Source organism: Virgibacillus profundi (assembly GCF_002287375.1).
GTDB lineage: Bacteria > Bacillota > Bacilli > Bacillales > Amphibacillaceae > Virgibacillus_K > Virgibacillus_K profundi.
The window spans coordinates 318078-336481 of record NZ_NPOA01000001.1; the positions used below are offsets into that span (position 1 = coordinate 318078).

The following is an 18404-nucleotide window of genomic DNA, read 5'->3' on the forward strand; positions in this document are numbered from 1 at the left end:
CCTCCAGACTATTCAATCGCATGTTGATTGACCTTTTCTCTAAACTTCTCATTAACTAAATAGCCTAAGAAGGAGAAATAAAACAACGTAAATATATCGCTCTCCCACGCATTATAAACCATACATATTACATAGGAGCCCAATAAGAGACAAAAAACTAATATTCCATAGTTAGATCCTCTTCCATGTTTCCAGGTTAAATAAAGCATATGAAGTAGGAATATAGCAAAAAGAATTGTCCCGATAATACCAGTTTGCACAATTATTTGAATGTATTGATTGTCTGAGTAAAAATCTAATCCAATATCATAAGTTTCATATATTGGTGATCCTTGTGAAAGTGTTGATGAATCTCCGAATGTACCGAAACCTGTACCAATAATTGGATGATCCTTAAATACCTGAAATCCTTTTTGAATTATAAATAACCTGCCTGAATCCATGCTTCCCTCTATGGTAGATTGATCAAATGTTTGGCGCATTCGATCAGAAAAATTCCCGTCCGTTTGATCATACTCTTTTTGGACTTCTCGCTGCCCTACACCAAAATCTGTATTTTCTACAAGGGTTGTAATCCCGGATACTGGAAGTGCAATTAATAATATTCCTAATACAAGTGAGATAGCTAAGTTCTTTAAGAATCTCCAGTTCTTAGTTAAGATAATATACAGGAGTGCAGTTATTGCAAATGCCCCCCAAGTCCCTCTGGAGAATGTTAGCGAAAAAACCCCCATGGCCAGTATTAATGTGATATTCAATATTAAATACTTATTTTTTTGAACATGATTTTTCAAATACATTATTATTATAAATACAAATGACATGTACAAGGCAAGGCTATTTGGATTACCTAATAAACCATATATTCTAATTCGATTTGTTGCAGATAATGGCATGTTCTCCCATGATTCAGGCAACAATACACTGCGTAATGAAAGTTTCTCAATTAAACCATGAATACTAATAATAATTGTTAAAACCACGATCGTCCACCCTAGTTTTATAAGATCCTGTTTCGTAACATTGATCCTTTTAATAATGTAAAACATTACATATAATAAAATAAACGATCTTGTTTGAAGAATGATTGAGGTAAGAGAAACTCCTGTAATTAAAGCAGATATAACTCCTACTAAAATAAAGCCAAAATAAGCTAATTCAAACCATTGAAATTGAAACAGGCTTTTCCAATTCTTTCGATACATATATACTACTTTTACTAATGCTATAAAAAGAATTATATCTGCAATAGATTTCAAGTCCGGATTAAATTCTAATAAAAATGGTCTTAATGGCAGATACATGAATAATATGATTAAACCATTTTTAGGTTTAAATAATGTATATACACCAAAACCTAATGTGATAATAACCCCTACAGCAAAATAATTTAGTGTTATACCTAGTGCGAAAACCAGTAATGTAATTGGTACAAATATTAGATCTTTATATGACAATTTCATCATATTCTCCTTCTTTTTTCATGTTTAACTAATTCCCTTATTATATATTTCTTTTTTAAGCTTATAGTTTTTGAAAATTGCCCATAATAATGTGACGGAACGATTCACTTGTTTAAATAGAACTGAATAATTATAATGATCGCTTTGAATTATTTCAAATTGCTTTATGAAATCATTGCTATTCAATTCCAGGAATGTTTCTACTGTTCGGGTATTCGGGTTGTTAACCAATGCTTTTTTTATGCTATTCAATTCTAAAAATCCATCAAATGCAATTTGTTGTGAACTAAATACACTTATTGCCTCTTTTTTATATTTCATAGTTGTTGTTACATCAATAACGCAATTTATTTCAAGCGGAGGAATGGGGCAATTTATTTCATATAGCCTCACCCCGCACGGATAGTCCATTTTCTTTAGTGTATCAGCTAGTAATTTAGTTGTATTTGTATGGTCAATATGTGCGTCAACAAATGGTGTACAATAGATTATATCCGGCTGAACTTCTTGTATTATCTCATTTAGCTTATTCTGGGAGTTCTCATTACTCTTGAAGCTCGAATCTGGAAGATCAAGATAATACATCTTTGTAATTCCTAAAATATCTTTGACTTTCTCCATTTCTAACTTTCTTGTTTTTGAAAGCTCTTGCCTGTCTAAATCACTTTGACTATTTGACCCATCTGTAATCATCGCGCAATTTATTTGAGCCCCATTATTCGCATGCAATTTCAACGTAGCCCCTGCACCAATTGTTTCATCATCCATATGTGGAGCTAATATAAGAATTCGTTGATAATCCCCAATTTCCGACAAGGTTTTTGTCGATCGATAATGCCGTTTTAATATGAGCCTTGTAATTGGAACAATTACTGGTTTACTGCTATTCATCAGTTTCTGTTTAATACTCATTCATCTAACCTCTTTTCTGCTGCTTTCTTTGGCAGAAACCTTTTTATTAAAAATGATAATGACTTAATCCGAAGTAGGAGCGCACTAATAAAATAAGTGATCACACCTGTTACTGAAATTAAAATAATTTGTACAATATTAACCCAGTCATTTATTAACGATTTTAGTAACAAAATGCAAGCTACCATTATTATGCCTGCTATGATAACTTTTATATATTCTGCACCTAGTTTTTTTAAGTTTAAGCCTTTAACAAGCTTAAGCAAAAGAACAAAAGAGGCACCTACATAAAGGAATGCGACTACTGACGAAGCTAATGGTATTCCGTTATATCCTAACCATCTTGTGAATACAAAATTTAATATCACATTTAAAATTACCGAGATACCACCTATTATTAATATGAGATGGCCTTTTTTTAGAGTATAAAAGCCCTTTGTTACAACATTATGCAAACTAAAAAATAATACGGATCCAAAATAATAATATGCAACTGTAGCTGTAGTATTGGTTGCATCGGCACTAAATGCACCTCTTTGATAAAGTAATTCAATAATATTTGGCATCAAAACCATCATACCTGCAATTGCTGGCAGCAAAATGAAAAACATGGTATTTAAACCTATTTCTATTCCACGTTTAAATTGATTAAAGTTACTCTGTGCATTTGCTCTGGAAAGGAAAGGAAAAATTACTGTTCCAATAACCACACCAAATATTGCTTGTGGAAAATGCACCAAATTCTTAGCATAGTTAATATAAGTAACTACCCCTTCGTCAAAATAACTAGCATAAATATTATCAACGGCTAAATTTATTTGACCTACAGCTACAGTAATGGCCACAGGAATAAATATTATGTAAAAACGCTTAATTTCTTTCCAATCTGTTTTCATTTTAAATTTAATAAGTTTTCTTGGAGCAACCAATAACGCTTTAAATAGCAATGACATAATTGTACCAATCAAGTAACCAAGGGCCAGTGAATATGCCCCAATAGATCGGGCAAAAAATACAGCTCCCATTATCGTTGATCCAATTACTATAATTTGTGACACCATTGAAAGCGAGAATTTATTTTCAGAATCAAAATAGGCCTCCAAAACAGCATTCATACCTACAAAAACAACGGAAGAAAAAAGAATTATTGTAGTCCATATCGCAATTTCCTGTCCTTCAGGAGAAAATGCAGGGTATAAGAGTGGAATATAGTATTTTGCCAGAACCATACCAAGGAGTGACAATAAAATACTTATTCCAAAGGTCCCTCTAAATACCTGGCTAAGATGATAAGATCCTCTTTTTTCTTCTACTGATTGAATATAACTTGGTACAAGTGCATTTTTCATTCCTGTTGTAAAAAACAAGATAATCATATTCGGAATAATAAATGCAGCTAAATAAGCATCTGCTACATAACTATCTCCAAAATAAAATGCAATAACCATATCACGAATCAAACCTGATATTTTCAGGAATATTGTAGCTATTAAAAAAAGAATGCTCGCTAAACCTAGTTTAGATTTCAATTTTTATACCTCTTTCAAATCGCTATGTACCAAATACTTATTAAAACATACTTTCCATTATAACATTTTATCGACATAATTCTAGGGAATTTTCACCAAAAAAACAAGGCTGTTCCAACGAAGGAATAGCCTTGTTACAGTTACTTTACAATTTGATTAAATTCTTTCCTAGTATTGTTCGATATTGCATTTTTACCACCCAGGAAGTAGAGATTCGGTTTTTCAGTTATATACCCGTTCATCCATTTTTTTACTTCTCTTGGTACATTTTCTGTACGAGTTAAGATTATTGGGCTATTCTCTTTTGCTGCCAGTGGTGATGCAGCTAATGCATCGGCTATCTCAAGTCCCTGTGAAACAAATATTTTACTGATGTCAGCTTTATTGTAGTATTTCTCAATGATCTCAGTATTTGTGCTGTATCTTGTTTTTCCAGATACACGTTCGACATTATCTACCAAAGTATCTAAATGATTTACTACAGTTGTGGATACCGCTTCTGTACCACCAATAATTGTAACTTTTTTAACGCCATAATCTTGAATAAACTTAATCACATTTCGGTCTAGCTTATTATTTCTCGTCAGCAGAATAGGTATGTTATTTTCTCCTGCATATGGAGCAATTGCAAGTGGATCAGATGACGATTCATCCCCGGTAGTTACAAAAATTTCATTTACTGCTTTGGAATTCCCTACTTCTTTTGCTACCTCAAATGCTGTTTCGTAACGATCCGTACCTGATATTCTGTGTACACTTTTCTTTCCAAATTTATTTTTAAGCTTTGCCTCTACTGCCGGAGAGATGGCAGTTTTATCTCCACCTAATATATAAACTTTATCAGGTTGTAATCGGTCAAGCTCTTTTTCAACAGATTCTGTTAACTCATTATTTTGCGTCAACAGCAGTGGCGAATCTAATTTTGCTGCAAGTACACTTCCAGTTAATGCATCAATCGGTATATCTCCTCTTCCAATAACTACAGAAGATGGTTGGTCCCAATGCCAGCCAAAATTAGCAATACTTACACTCGTTTCATAACGTCTTTCGCCAGATAAGCTGTAATTATCGATATAATTATTCGTTGGGCTTAAATAGCTTGATGCGACCCAGCCAGTTTGACCTGAACTTGTTCTTATAGGGAACCAGACATATTGATTAACTCTTGAGTTGTTCCCTTCATACTTTCCTGTGATTATAACCTTAGTACCCTTATTTAAGCTGCCTTTTACATTTCCACCTGGAGCACTACGCAGGTTTAGATCATTTACAGTTACAAATGAAGTGTCACCAGCTTTAAGGGATTGACTGGAATAATGCTGTGGCCCCTCTACCGTAAAATTTGACGTTTTAAACCTTAACTGTCCATTCCCAATAATATATGGATCTAATTTATGTGTTGGAAATGGATTAATATCTATCAAACTATAATTTCCTACACGCTCCATCACTTCTTCCTGATAGGCCGCATATGGCGAAAAAGGTCTTTCCAGCGGATTATTTCTTGGTAAAAGGCCATTGTATGCCATTATTGCAAAATACCAATTTTCTATTACCATTGAGTCGTTGTCATTAATCGTCGGAATCAAGCCGGAACGATGATAATTCCACTTCTCTTTTAATATTTTTATACCTTCCTGAATGTTAAAACGAATATTTGTTTTTAGTTTTCTAATGTATTCTTCCTTCTCAGGTCCTTCGTCTAAATACATTTGATTAGAAATTTGCATTATCCCAATCCCAATACAGTCATAACCTAATTTCACATTTGTTCCATCGTAATTAGGACATTTTTTGACAGATTCCGGCACTCTTTCCCAATACTGCTGCCAACCACTCTCTTGATAAGCAATTGCTTTAACTATTTCAGGTGAAACATTAGCTTTAAGAGATTCCTCTGTTAATATACTATTTATTTCTGCATAGGATGGATTAACACCATTTAAAGTATTCGATTGTAATTTTTGATCACTTAGTGTTGCAGAAATCTCTTTTTCATTTTCAACTACTTTATTTTTAATAATTGAAAAATGTTGCGTTACTATATTTGACGGATTTGTTTTCACATCGCCTTTTTCAAATTTAGGATATTCCAGTATAATCTCGTTGTCTTCAATAACTACGCGCCCTCGCTCATAAGTTTCAGATGTATAGATACTTTCCATTCCATCTTCGTTCATCAAGAACACTTCAAAATACAGCGCATTTGCACTACCATCATGACGATAGTTTACAATAGCGTATTCCTGATTATTAAATATTAGTTTCTCAATACTGGAAATATTAATTAACGTAAATTCCTCATGATGAATTTCTTCTTCATTTTCAATAATGGAAACAGTAGAGTTTATTTCACCATTATTTACAATTACTTCTTTCGTATCTGTTAGCTTTTCCTGTGTTTCACCATTATAAAAATTAAATAAATTTCCCTCTTCAGCATTACCTTGAATTGGTTGTACATATAATATCACCATCAGAGTAATGGAAAAGATTAGTATTCTATTAAAATTTTTCACGGTTTCCCCTCCCATAAATCTAATTCTTTGTTGTATTTTCTAATTCAGTTGTTATCTCATAGCCGTTATCGCCTGTTACCTCTACTGTTTCTTTCACCAATCCCATATTTGGTGCATAAAAAGCCTGTGAGATTGTCTTATCCCCAGTAGTATCTGATTCAAAGGTTTGCTTCACTAAGTACACTTCAGAAAACTCTCCAAATGGGACCTTAACAGTTTCATCTGTTGAAACAATTTCCCAATCGGAACTATTTCCTTCCCCAAGACTATCTGAATCTACAAGTGTAATGGGAGGTTCATAGGCTTCAAAAGAATCCAGTTGATCAGATGTATCGGTTGGGTTTTCTTCCTGGTAGACAATTGCGATACTGTCTGGTGTCCATTCCAGTATTTGTAAGGTAATATTATCTCCAAATGAAATAATTCTTTGAATGTACTGTTCATTAGCAGCAAGTATTTCATAAGTTATTTCAAATTCATCATTTTGCATGAAGGTTTTTGAAGTACCTGCTTCAGGTCGATATTTAATTAGACCAATATCTTCCGTGCTATCTTCTTCGTTGTTCTCCCCATCGCCTTCTACTTCTTCGTTTTCTTTTTCCCGATCCTCTTCACTCTCTTCATCATCTGTATGTTGATTATTATCAACTTCCGAGTTATTTTCTTTTTCTATCTCTTGTTCTTGTTCAGATGAATCCCCTTTCTCGACAGGGGATTCATTCGTATCTTCATTTGAACAAGCAGCTAAAATGGTAATCAATATAAGCATAAAAAGTAATTTGCGCATTGATGTCCCTCCTGTTAGAAGTATTGGTTATTTAATCAGATTTGCTATTTGATTAATTAATTGATCATTCAATACGCCACCAATTACTTTAAATTCCTCTACAACGTTATTATCTCCATAGGATTCAATAATGCCGGAAAGCTCCGGATCCAGCTTATCACCAGTCAACAGTAAAGGTGCTTTTGATTTTACTGATAGTGAAGAAGCAGTTAATGCATCAGGGAAATTCTTACCAGTAGCCACAAGTGCTTCATTTGAGTGAATGTCGTCTTTAAAATAAGACAGCACTGCCGCTAATGTTTTGTATCTGTCACTACCTGATAAACGCAGTACCTTGTCTCCACCATTTTGAGTGATAATTTCATCTTCCACATCCGTTGAGACTGCCTGGGTGCCTCCAACTATAACGATGTCTTCAAAATTTAAATAGTTGAGGCTATTATCTGGAATTCTATCTGTTCTTGTTAAAACAATGGCCCAATCTTTAATCGCAGCAATCGGTGCAGCCCCTAAAGTATCCGGGAAATTCATGCCTGACGTCACAAAAACTCCTTCAACACCTGTTAATTGCTTATTTATTTCGAGATTTGTTTCAAATCTATCTTTTCCTGAAATACGTTCTACCGCATAGCCTTGACTCTTTAGATTTTGCTCAATTTGTGTGGAGATTGCCTGTGTACCACCAATTAAGATTACTTTTTCTGTATTTAATCGATTTAATTCTGCCAAAACTTCCTCTCGTATTTTTGTGGCATCTGTAAGCAGGATAGGAGCATTTCCTTCCTGTGCTGCAAGTGGCGCACTAGATAAGGCATCGGCATATTCAAGCATTGTAGTCAGGACAACTGTCTTATGACTATGGTTACTAGAGAACCCTTCTGGATAAAGGTCTTTAGATACCTCGATAGCCGTTGTAATTCTATGATCGGATGAAACTTTCTTTGTTTTAAAGTCATAAACATAATTTTCATCTTGATTACTCCACACAACTTCATTTGTTTTTTTATTAGTAACTGTAGTATTCATCCAGTTTTCCGCATAATCTATTGCGTGTTGTTCGCGGTAAAACTCTTTTAGCAACCCTTTTGTTGTATGTTCTACTTTGAATTCTTTCGTAAGGTAATTCGTCCAAAGCACTTTATCATTTTCAATATTAATCACGGCCGTATTTTTCCATTTCTTAGCATAAGCTATCGCTGGATCTGCCTGATAAAATTTTTCTAAAGTACCCTGTGCCGAATGCTCAACTGTATAATTTTCCGCTAAGTAATTTGACCAAATAATTCTGGACTCTTTATTATCTACTACTCTGGTGTTATTCCAGCCTTTAGCAAAATCAACAGCTGCTTCAGCTGTGATAAATGTTTGATTAATCGTATCTACACTACTATGGTAAACGCCATAACGATATTCAATATTGTTATATATAATATTTTGTGTTGATTTTTCTAATACATAGACGCCCTTTATTGTTTTAGCTTTATCCAATGCCTCTTGTTTTGACTCATAAATTCCAAGTCTATTATCTTCATTATCATATATTTCATAAACATCGAAATATTGATCGATGGCGTTGGAAATCGATGAAGCTGCCTCTCTTTGAAATTTTGATGTTTTAATTAACTTTTCTTCTGTAGGGTTAGTCATATAACCTAATTCTACTAATGTGGATGGCATCTGCGCATTACGTGTCACAAATAGACTATTACTAATTATTCCTCTGCCTTCAGTTATAGGAACTTCATCCAGAACAGTGTTATGTATAGTGTGTGCTAGTCTTTTACTTTCAGGTGAGTAATGTTCTTGTAAAGGATCTGGTGGGTAAGTTGGATTTATTCCATCGTTTATATCATAAAAATAGGTTTCGTATCCTCTAAATGAAGGATTACCTGGTATAGCGTTATGATGAACTGAGATAAAAATAGAGTTATCACGATTTCCTTCTACTAAATTATTGGCTATTTTCATACGTTTAGCTAAATCTTTTGCCTGAGTACTGCCAAAATCTCTATCATTATCACGAGTCATGTAAACTGTATAACCTCTATTGATTAACTCCTCCCTAAGTTTTAATGCTACCTCTAAGTTAGCATGTTTTTCATAGTAACCAGTACTATTTCCCGAAAAGCCAGTTGTACCACTGAACTTGCCTCCATGGCCTGGATCAATAATAACTGTATTTCCTTCTGCTGCATCTGCCGGCATAGGTATAATTAATGCAAAAATTAAAGCAATTAACGACAAGAAAATACTTCTTTTCACTTTATTCCCCCTCCATTTAAAATTATTAACTCGCAATGATGTATTTTGGAGTATTAGTTTGTAATCTATTAAAATACATATATATATAATATAACATCCAAATTTACAAATCTACCATTTTTCGACAATTGAAGGTTGAAATCTTAAGGAAAGTTTATTATATTTCACAAAAAAAGAGGGCATCTCCATACTATAAGAGACATCCTCCACAAAGAATAACTTCTTCCTATCCTTTAGAATTCAGAAGTACCTTCTTGAAATACATAATCTGACCAATTATATAGCTGTAACATCTTTCTGAAATCCTCATCAAAGTATTCTCTGGGATTTTCAAATTGATCATCTATTTTTTTATAGTTCTTCATATCGTAAATACGAATATCTCTCTTACTACTTTCCGTTATATACAATACATCACCATTAAAAAAAGATCCTGCAGGCAGATAATATCGCATCCCGATTAGATTCTTTTCGTACTGAAGCAGATTCTGTCCAAAATAAACTTTTTCGGGCTTCACACCCATTAGATTCAGAATCGTTGGCATCATATCAATCTGTCCACCCAAATTGTTAATTTCTCTTCCTTTGTCTATTACACCTGGGATATCAATAATAAAAGGAATATTAAAACGCTGCATCAGTGAATAAGATCCTAAAACTCCTCTAAGCAGTTCTACATCTTTATCGGTTAGCAACTGCCCATGAAGTCCTGAATGGTCTCCATAAAGTGCAATTATACTATTCTCCCAAAGCCCTTTTTCTTTAAGACCTGAAAAAAATTTCCCAATTGTATAATCAGTATAATGGATAGATTGAAGATAATTTCCAAATAGGGTATCGTCATATTCTGCCGGTAAGTCTAACATTTGCTTTTCTTCCGGAATTTCAAATGGTGTATGTGAAGTCATTGAATTAATCATCGTATAGTAGTTTTCATATTCCTGATCGATTTCGATTAACTTTTCAAGTGATTTATCAAACAACACCTCATCAGATGGACCAATCCCAATAATATCTTGGTCTCCAAAAAAGTCTATATCATAATAGTCATTAAATCCAAGAGCAGGGTATAATTCAATACGATTCCAATAGTCGATATCGTCTGCATGGAATGTTGCAGCGTAATAGGATTCATCAGCCAAAATACGTGGCAAACTTGGGATTTCATGATCTGGCAAATTATTAGATACCGCCCTGTTTCCTAATGGATAAATAGAAGAATTCATTAAAAACTCTGCATCAGACGTGTTCCCGGCTCCTATCTGCTGATATACATTGGAAAAATAATAGCTATTTTTCACCCATTCATTTATGTTTGGAGTTATTTCCTGGCCAGCAATCTCTAAATTAATAGCAAAATCCTGCATTGATTCGATTTGAAGAATAATTAAGTCTTTTTCCTTTGCTAATCCAAACTGATCGTGTTCTTCAAAGGGAACAGGCTGATTCCCTTTGAGTCTAATAATATCTTTTTGTGATACCTCTTCGTCATTCGAGGTGGATGCTATTAACTTATTTGTTTTCGCAAAAGCAGTCTCGGAATAGGCTTGAATAATTTGTGTATTTATATAGCCATTATTTTTAGCAAACAAACCTACATCCAAAATTTGCTCATCTTTAATAAAGTTCAATTTAAAAGAAGCAATTAGAATTAAGACCACTAATAATGGGGTCCATAACTTCTTTGAACTTTTGCTATTCAGTGAATTCTTTGTTTTACTGAGAATAAAAAATAAGATGAACAACAGAATAAAATCAAAGAAATAAACAAAATCTACAGGGGATACCAGAATAAAAATACTGTCACTTACTGAGCCGATCTGATTTATTTGTTCAAAATCAAAATAGGTTGGGATGGTTTGAAAATATTTTTCATAGACGATAATCCCAAAGAACAATAATGATAGAATAAAGTTCGTTGTTAAATAGGCAATCAATTTTGTTTTTTTTAATAGAAGTTCATATACTATGAACAGTATTAAAATATAGATTAATTCATTAGAAAAGATGTGTAATAATGCAACTTCCTCAAATAGTGAATATCTCAATATGATAAACTTTAAATAAATAATTATAGAAAACAATATAAAGTAGCTTTTGAAAAATTCATTGATTTTCATTTTATATTACCCAAACCTTTATAAATTTTCAGGTTATTATCTCTCACCGAACCCTACTAAATAAATTAAGCAGTGGTCTATAGCTCTTACCTATTAATCCAGTAATTTCAACTATGAGTTCAATCAACACTGCTAAGGCGATTAAAACTACTAATGAAATCCACAGTGTAGCCTTCGTGAATATAATTGCAGCAATTCCAAATAGAGCGCTCAAAAAGTAAATGATCAAAACGGTTGAGCGATGGCTATAGCCAAGATCTATTAAACAATGATGAAGATGCAATTTGTCTGGAGATGATATTGGCTTTTTTTGTATTAATCTACGAACCATTGCAAAAAACGTATCTGAAATAGGTATTGCAAGAATAATCATAGGAACAATGATGGAAAACATCGTAACATTTTTGAAACCAAGAATTGCTAGTACACTGATCATGAATCCTAAAAATAAAGAACCGGTATCCCCAAGGAATATTTTTGCCGGATGGAAATTATATACAAGAAACCCTAATGTGGAGCCAAGTAATATTAATCCCGCAAATATCGCCAACGAGTTTCCCATTGTTATAGCAAGCCCGGAAATCGTTAATAATGCAATTGCAGAAACACCTGCAGCTAATCCATCAAGACCATCGATTAGATTAATTGCATTAGTGACCCCAACAATCCATAGAATAGTTATGGGAATTGTCCACATACCAAATTCGAGTTTACCATCAAACGGAAGATTAATAAAGTCAATTTGGATGCCACCAAGAACAACTGTTACTGCTGCTGCTAACTGGCCCAGTAACTTAACTTTAGCTGATAATTCATACAGGTCATCCAGTAATCCTACAGCCATAATGATTGTTCCTCCGACAATTAATGGCCATATATAAACATTGCTTGGTTCAAATATAATTAGCCATAAAACAAAACTAATATAGATGGATAGTCCGCCAAGTCTTGGCATTACCTTTTTATGAACTTTACGTTGATTCGGATAGTCGACTGCACCGATTTTTACTGCAATTTTTTTTACTGCCGGGGTTAATAGGATAGTTGTAACAAAACTAATTATTAATGCCAAGTACGCCATTCATATTCCCTCCATGCCTAGAAACTCATAAATGTTTTTTTAATTCTAATTTATTAGACGTTGTACTATTTTTATTTGTTACACTTTTAGTTCATTTCATCATAAACTAGATTGATAAACAAGTATATTGTATACTTACTAGTATAATTGGTCAATAGATAATAAATCCTAAATACGAGGAGGGGTGGACATGTCTATTAGACAGTACAAACCTGGTGACGAAAAAAAAATAATGGAATTATTTTATAAAGTTTTCCAGCAAAAACGTTCAATTGAACTTTGGAAATGGAAATTTATAGATAACCCTGAAAAAGCCAACCCTTTTATCCTTGTTTATGAGGACAGGGGAGCGATATTGGGACACATAAGTTTATGGGTTAATAATGCTTTTATTAATGGAAGCATAAAGAAAGTGGCACTTCGAGTAGATACTATGGTAGATCCGGATGCAAGAGGAAAAGGAATATATAAAAAGTTAAATGAACATATGCTGGAATTAGCGGAAAAAGAAAATATAACATTCCTATACGGATTTCCAGCCCCAAAAGCCAATGAGCTTTTCCAAAAATATACAAATGCGATACATATGATTGATATGCCTCGTTGGATCTATGTTCTACATCCGGTTGCACTCGTATCTGCAAAAGTTAACTTATTTAAAATATTTAAGTTCTTTGATAAACTATTTGAAAAAAATAAGAAAAAGAATCTTATCAAGGAAGATGCAATTAAAATAGTAAACATTTGCAATAAGGAATTTGACGAGTTAGCAGATAGAACCAAATCGATGGATAAAATACTTATAGTAAGAGATTCTTCCTATTTAAACTGGAGGTATTTTCAGCATCCGGAAAATAAATATAAGATGTATGGGTATTATGATGATAATAAGCTAAGGGGTTATATTGTCTATAAAATAACTGACAAACCAAATACAACGATTCGTATAGGCAACATTGTAGATTTAATTGTAGATGATATTAATGATATCGATATCCAAACAAAGCTCCTGCACACAGCCATTCAACAAATGGATAATGTGGATTTCGTTCAAGCCTGGTCATTACCACATCAATATACATCCAGCTTGTTTAAGAAACAAGGATTCATTCATAAGGATAGCCCAATGCCACTAGTCGGTAAAAGTATTTCTAAAAGTAGTACAGAACTGACGAATGCTTCTAATTGGTTTATTTGTATGGGCGATGTTGATTCCTATTAAAAAGCTGTTATTACAAAATAACAGCTTTTTAATAGTATTATTTTGTTTTCCAAACTTTTAATAAGAATAAGGGCAATTTCAATTGACGTTTAATTCTATACGGTTCTTTCATTAAACGATAAAACCATTCCAATCCAATTTTTTGAAAAAATTTTGGTGCCCTCTTTGTTCTACCTGATAAAACATCAAAAGAACCACCAACCCCCTGAAATATATTTACATTCAAGTCCTCCATATTATCTACAATCCAATATTCCTGAGTGGGACTTCCCAGTGCAACAAATAATATATCTGGCTGAGCCATGTTAATTGTATTCTTTATTAATTCCTGATCTTTTTCGTAGCCATCCAATACACCGGCTACTTTAAGACTGGGAAACTTTTTTATTAAATTGAACTTTGCCTGGTCGGCAACACCTGGTTTAGCTCCATACAGGAATATGCTTTTTCCATTTACTGAAGCCATTTCACATAGTGCTTCCAACATATCTATACCTGTTACTCTTTCTCTTATATTTCCTTTTTTTATTCTTGAAGCAATTAATATGCCTACACCATCAGGAATTTGATATGTTGCTTGATTTAATAATCGCATTAAATTATTATCCTGCTGAGCTGTTAAAATTTTTTCAGGATTAATAGCTACAATAAAAGATTGCTTATCTTCATTAATATCTTCCACAACATGAGTCATAAGGTTTTTATATGAGTAGCTGCTAACATCAATGCCCAAATAATTCTCTTTCATATTCCCACCCAATTTTGTTTCAAGATTTTAGTGTTATCTTATAGATTTAAGTTTACCGAGATCCCCTATTTTGTATAAGGTTATCTCGTCACTATCCTGTATACAGTTTTTTGTGTCTAAAATTACAGGAGTTTTCATGTTATTAACGTACACCATTGAATCCATTTCTTTAAATACATTATGATCCGCTAATACTAAAGCCACATCCGCTTCAGCCAGGCTTTCTTCCAGTCCAAAAAGCTCCAGATTTGCTGCGGACTGTTTTACATAAGGATCGTGACATTTTATATGGTAGTCTGCACTTACTAATTGATTTGCTATCTCAATTGCCGGACTTTCCCTTACATCATCAACATTCCCTTTATAACTTAATCCAAGGATAGCAATGGTAGGATTCTCTATATTCATTGTAATTTTTTTAATTTGATCAATAACAAATCCTGGCATGGAGCTGTTTATTTCTCTGGCGGTTTGCATTAATGGTGATAACTCATTAGCTTTTTCAATGATGAAATAAGGATCCACTGCGATACAATGTCCACCTACGCCTGGTCCCGGCTGGTGAATATTTACTCTTGGATGCATATTTGCTAGTTTTACAACCTCATGTGCATTAACTCCCAACTTTTCACTGACTTTGGACAATTCATTTGCTAAGGCAATATTTACATCTCGGTATGTATTTTCCATTAATTTAGACATTTCAGCTGTTAATGCTGATGTTTCGAATACTTGGCCTTTAACAACTTTTCTATAAAAATCAGCTGTTCTCTTAGCTGCCTCTTCTGTATATCCTCCAACGATTCGGTTGTTTTCAATTAGTTCGGTCATGATGCGCCCAGGTATAACCCTTTCAGGACAATGAGATACATAAACATCATCTTCTTCAGGATTAAAACCGCCAGCCTTAATTATCGGTACTACAATATCATCTATTGTTCTTGGTGGTATTGTAGATTCTATAATAACTATATCCCCTTTCTTCATATAGGGGATAATACTTTCTGTTGCTTTTTTCACATAATCAAGGTTTGAGGTTTTATTATCATGCACTGGTGTTGGGACAGCAATAATGAAAATATCTGCCTGTACAGGGGTAGTGGATACTTTTAATTTTCCGTTATGAATCGATTCACTTATAATACCTGCCAAGCTTGGTTCTTCTATATGTATTTCACCCTTAGATAAGGTTTCAACAACATCCTCATTAACATCTACACCATACACTTCATACCCATTATCAGCTAAAAAACCGGAAGTAGGTAAGCCTATATATCCCAAACCTATAACACATATTTTTTCCATCTTAATTCAACTTCTTTCTTTACATAAGATTAGCTTACAGTATATCAAAATCAAGTAAATGAACAAAAGCTAGTTTTTACTTTTAAATTTTGTTTTATTAACTACATTTTTTATCACATTTATTATTGGTCTTTTTCCTGAACCTACAACTCCAACTAGTTCAGCAATTATATGTACCATTATTAATACGATGATTGAAACAATCAAAGTCAAATTTAGTGATGCATTTGAGAATAAGATCGCTAAAGCTCCAAATAAAATACTGAATGCATAAATAATCAGCACTGAGGTTTTATGGCTAAATCCTGCCAATAATAATTGATGATGAATATGTTTTTTATCCGGCATCATTATTTTTTCTCCACTCAGCATTCTTCTTACCATTGCAAATAAAGTATCAAAAATTGGTACAGCAAGAACGATGACAGGAATAATAAAACTAAATAAAGTTATATTTTTAAAGAGACCAAGTATTGAAATCACAGCAATAGAATAGCCTAAAAACAATGATCCCGTGTCACCCATATAAACTTTTGCAGGGTGAAAATTATGAAATAAAAAGCCTAGATTACTTCCAATTAATACAATACAAAGATAACCGACCAGGATACGTTCATCCATAATTGCCATAATAAATATACTTGTTAAAGCAATAGTGGAAACTCCGGAAGCTAATCCATCTAATCCATCAATTAAATTTATTGCGTTGGTGATACCAACAATCCATAACAAAGTAATTAAAATACTAAAATAACCTAACTCAATAACACCAAAAAAAGGTATCGTAATGCGTTCGATAATTAGTCCTGAATAAATCAGAAGTGCTGCTGGAATAATTTGGCCAGTTAACTTCAACATTGGCTTTATTGAAAATTTATCATCTAATAAGCCGGTAATAATTATAATTACCGCACCAATACAAATCTCCAGGAAATATTCATTTGTTGGTCTTAAATATAATAAACCGATAACTGTTCCCAGATATATTCCAAGCCCGCCTAAACGTGGCAAAGGAGTTTTATGAACTTTTCTATAATTTGGCATATCAATAACATTCATTTTAACAGCTAATCTTTTTATTGGGTACATTAGAAATAGCGTTGCACAAAATGATATTAAGAAAGCTATGATAAGATCTGTAACATTAAACATAAGTACCTCATCTTAATTAAGTTTTATTACAAGCAATACAATAATAACATATTTATATTAGTTGTTATTATAGTTTTCGACAATCTTTTACAATTTATGTTTTTTTAATATATTTATGGGTATGGAAAGCATGAACAGATATGATTAATTATAATTAGAAAGCGTATGTTTAAAAGAGAACGATATAACAGAGGAAAGTTATTATCAAAAATATGCATTATATTTTGATAATAACTTTAGTATAAATTATGAAGAGATTTTCACTTTAATTCAAATAGCGGCTTTCCAGACTATCACAGGCCGATCATTTCCATAATAGAAAGCTAAGAAAACGATTCTTCTCTTAGTCTTATCTGTAAACCCGCACATACTTATCCTCACGTCTCAACCTAAATAAAGCAAACAAACTTAATATGGGCAAGGCCACAAAATAAATATACTTTGCCTTACCAAATCTCCCTGACTTTTCACGCTTACCCATCAAACACTCACCTGCTTCCAATCCACAGTTTTCGGATAATTAAATGCCTTAAATTTTTCCAGTTCATCTGTAGTAACTAATATAGAAGGAAACTTTTTCAAATACTGCATTTGTTCAATTTTATTTACTGTCCAAACAACTACCTGTATTCCGTGTTCCTCACATTTTTTAATATATTTTTCATCCAGCACCGCATATTTAACTGAAATATACTTAGCATCGAGCTTGTTCATAAGGCGGAAATGCGAGCGTTTCAGCTTGTTGACGAGTGGGCCAAGTTGCAGGTCATGAGAAATCATTCGCATTTTTGCTAATGATTTATGATCAAAAGAAATGATATACACCTGATCGATCATGTCGGTTCTCTGGATTGCCTCATATACTTTTTCCTCTATTCCTTTATACAGTTTCGGATCCTTCAGTTCGATTGATACGATAATACGATCCTTTGCCAATAGCAGCACTTCTTCTAAGGTAGGTATTTTTTCATTATGATTAATGGTGAATTGTCTTAATTCGCTTAATGTGTAATCCTGTATTTCACCTGTTCCATCTGTCATTCGGTCAATTCTGTGATCATGCATGACAACTGGAATTCCATCTTTACTCAAATGCACATCAAGTTCCATATGCGTGTAGCCTAGTTCAATAGCAGCTTGAAAAGAAGACATCGTATTTTCCGGATATTTAGCTGGGTACCCTCTGTGCCCGATCCCACGTATACTCATTAAAATTCTCCCTTCAATCTATAAGTTTTTGGCTTACGGGTCGTTCTATCTTCAATTATAGAAGGGCTTTGTTAAGAGAGTATTAGTGGTGAGTA

At 33.2% G+C, this 18404-nt stretch carries 13 protein-coding genes; 1 reads left to right on the top strand and 12 read right to left on the bottom strand.

Annotated features, from left to right (window positions below; all coding sequences use genetic code 11):
- Positions 1–8: 8 nt before the first annotated feature.
- The 8 genes from CIL05_RS01200 to CIL05_RS01235 form a co-directional block, all read right to left on the bottom strand.
- Complete coding sequence (locus CIL05_RS01200; protein ID WP_095653669.1) at positions 9–1466, bottom strand: O-antigen ligase family protein; 1458 nt, start codon at positions 1464–1466, stop codon at positions 9–11.
- Between the two features lie 21 nt (positions 1467–1487).
- Positions 1488–2375, bottom strand: coding sequence for a PIG-L deacetylase family protein (locus CIL05_RS01205; RefSeq protein WP_095653670.1), 888 nt, complete (start codon positions 2373–2375; stop codon positions 1488–1490).
- On the bottom strand, positions 2372–3904 hold the full coding sequence (gene murJ / locus CIL05_RS01210; RefSeq protein WP_095653671.1) for a murein biosynthesis integral membrane protein MurJ: 1533 nt from the start codon (positions 3902–3904) through the stop codon (positions 2372–2374). The genes CIL05_RS01205 and murJ overlap by 4 nt, the downstream gene beginning before the upstream one ends.
- Before the next feature lie 140 nt (positions 3905–4044).
- On the bottom strand, positions 4045–6423 hold the full coding sequence (locus CIL05_RS01215) for a cell wall-binding repeat-containing protein (RefSeq protein WP_165769016.1): 2379 nt from the start codon (positions 6421–6423) through the stop codon (positions 4045–4047).
- Between the two features lie 19 nt (positions 6424–6442).
- The gene (locus tag CIL05_RS01220) at positions 6443–7210 is read right to left on the bottom strand and encodes a hypothetical protein (protein ID WP_095653673.1); all 768 of its coding nucleotides are present in this window, start codon (positions 7208–7210) and stop codon (positions 6443–6445) included.
- Between the two features lie 27 nt (positions 7211–7237).
- On the bottom strand, positions 7238–9472 hold the full coding sequence (locus CIL05_RS01225) for a cell wall-binding repeat-containing protein (protein WP_095653674.1): 2235 nt from the start codon (positions 9470–9472) through the stop codon (positions 7238–7240).
- A gap of 233 nt (positions 9473–9705) precedes the next feature.
- A complete protein-coding gene (locus CIL05_RS01230; protein ID WP_095653675.1) occupies positions 9706–11592 on the bottom strand; it encodes an LTA synthase family protein in 1887 nt (628 codons plus the stop codon).
- Between the two features lie 43 nt (positions 11593–11635).
- Positions 11636–12673 carry a glycosyltransferase family 4 protein gene (locus CIL05_RS01235; RefSeq protein WP_095653676.1) on the bottom strand — a complete coding sequence of 346 codons (1038 nt, stop codon included), beginning with the start codon at positions 12671–12673 and terminating at the stop codon, positions 11636–11638.
- A gap of 190 nt (positions 12674–12863) precedes the next feature.
- Between CIL05_RS01235 and CIL05_RS01240 the strand changes: the two genes are divergently transcribed.
- Entirely contained in the window at positions 12864–13895 is a 1032-nt protein-coding gene (locus CIL05_RS01240) for a GNAT family N-acetyltransferase (protein ID WP_095653677.1), read from the top strand.
- A gap of 37 nt (positions 13896–13932) precedes the next feature.
- Here CIL05_RS01240 and CIL05_RS01245 read toward each other — a convergent pair whose 3' ends face one another.
- The 4 genes from CIL05_RS01245 to CIL05_RS01260 all read right to left on the bottom strand — a co-directional run bounded on the left by CIL05_RS01245 (position 13933) and on the right by CIL05_RS01260 (position 18309).
- Entirely contained in the window at positions 13933–14643 is a 711-nt protein-coding gene (locus tag CIL05_RS01245; protein WP_095653678.1) for a WecB/TagA/CpsF family glycosyltransferase, read from the bottom strand.
- Between the two features lie 33 nt (positions 14644–14676).
- Positions 14677–15948, bottom strand: a complete 1272-nt coding sequence (locus CIL05_RS01250; RefSeq protein WP_095653679.1) for a nucleotide sugar dehydrogenase — start codon at positions 15946–15948, stop codon at positions 14677–14679.
- Positions 15949–16017: 69 nt separating this feature from the next.
- Positions 16018–17100, bottom strand: coding sequence for a glycosyltransferase family 4 protein (locus tag CIL05_RS01255; RefSeq protein WP_095653680.1), 1083 nt, complete (start codon positions 17098–17100; stop codon positions 16018–16020).
- Between the two features lie 480 nt (positions 17101–17580).
- Positions 17581–18309, bottom strand: coding sequence for a glycerophosphodiester phosphodiesterase (locus CIL05_RS01260; RefSeq protein ID WP_095653681.1), 729 nt, complete (start codon positions 18307–18309; stop codon positions 17581–17583).
- Positions 18310–18404: the final 95 nt, after the last annotated feature.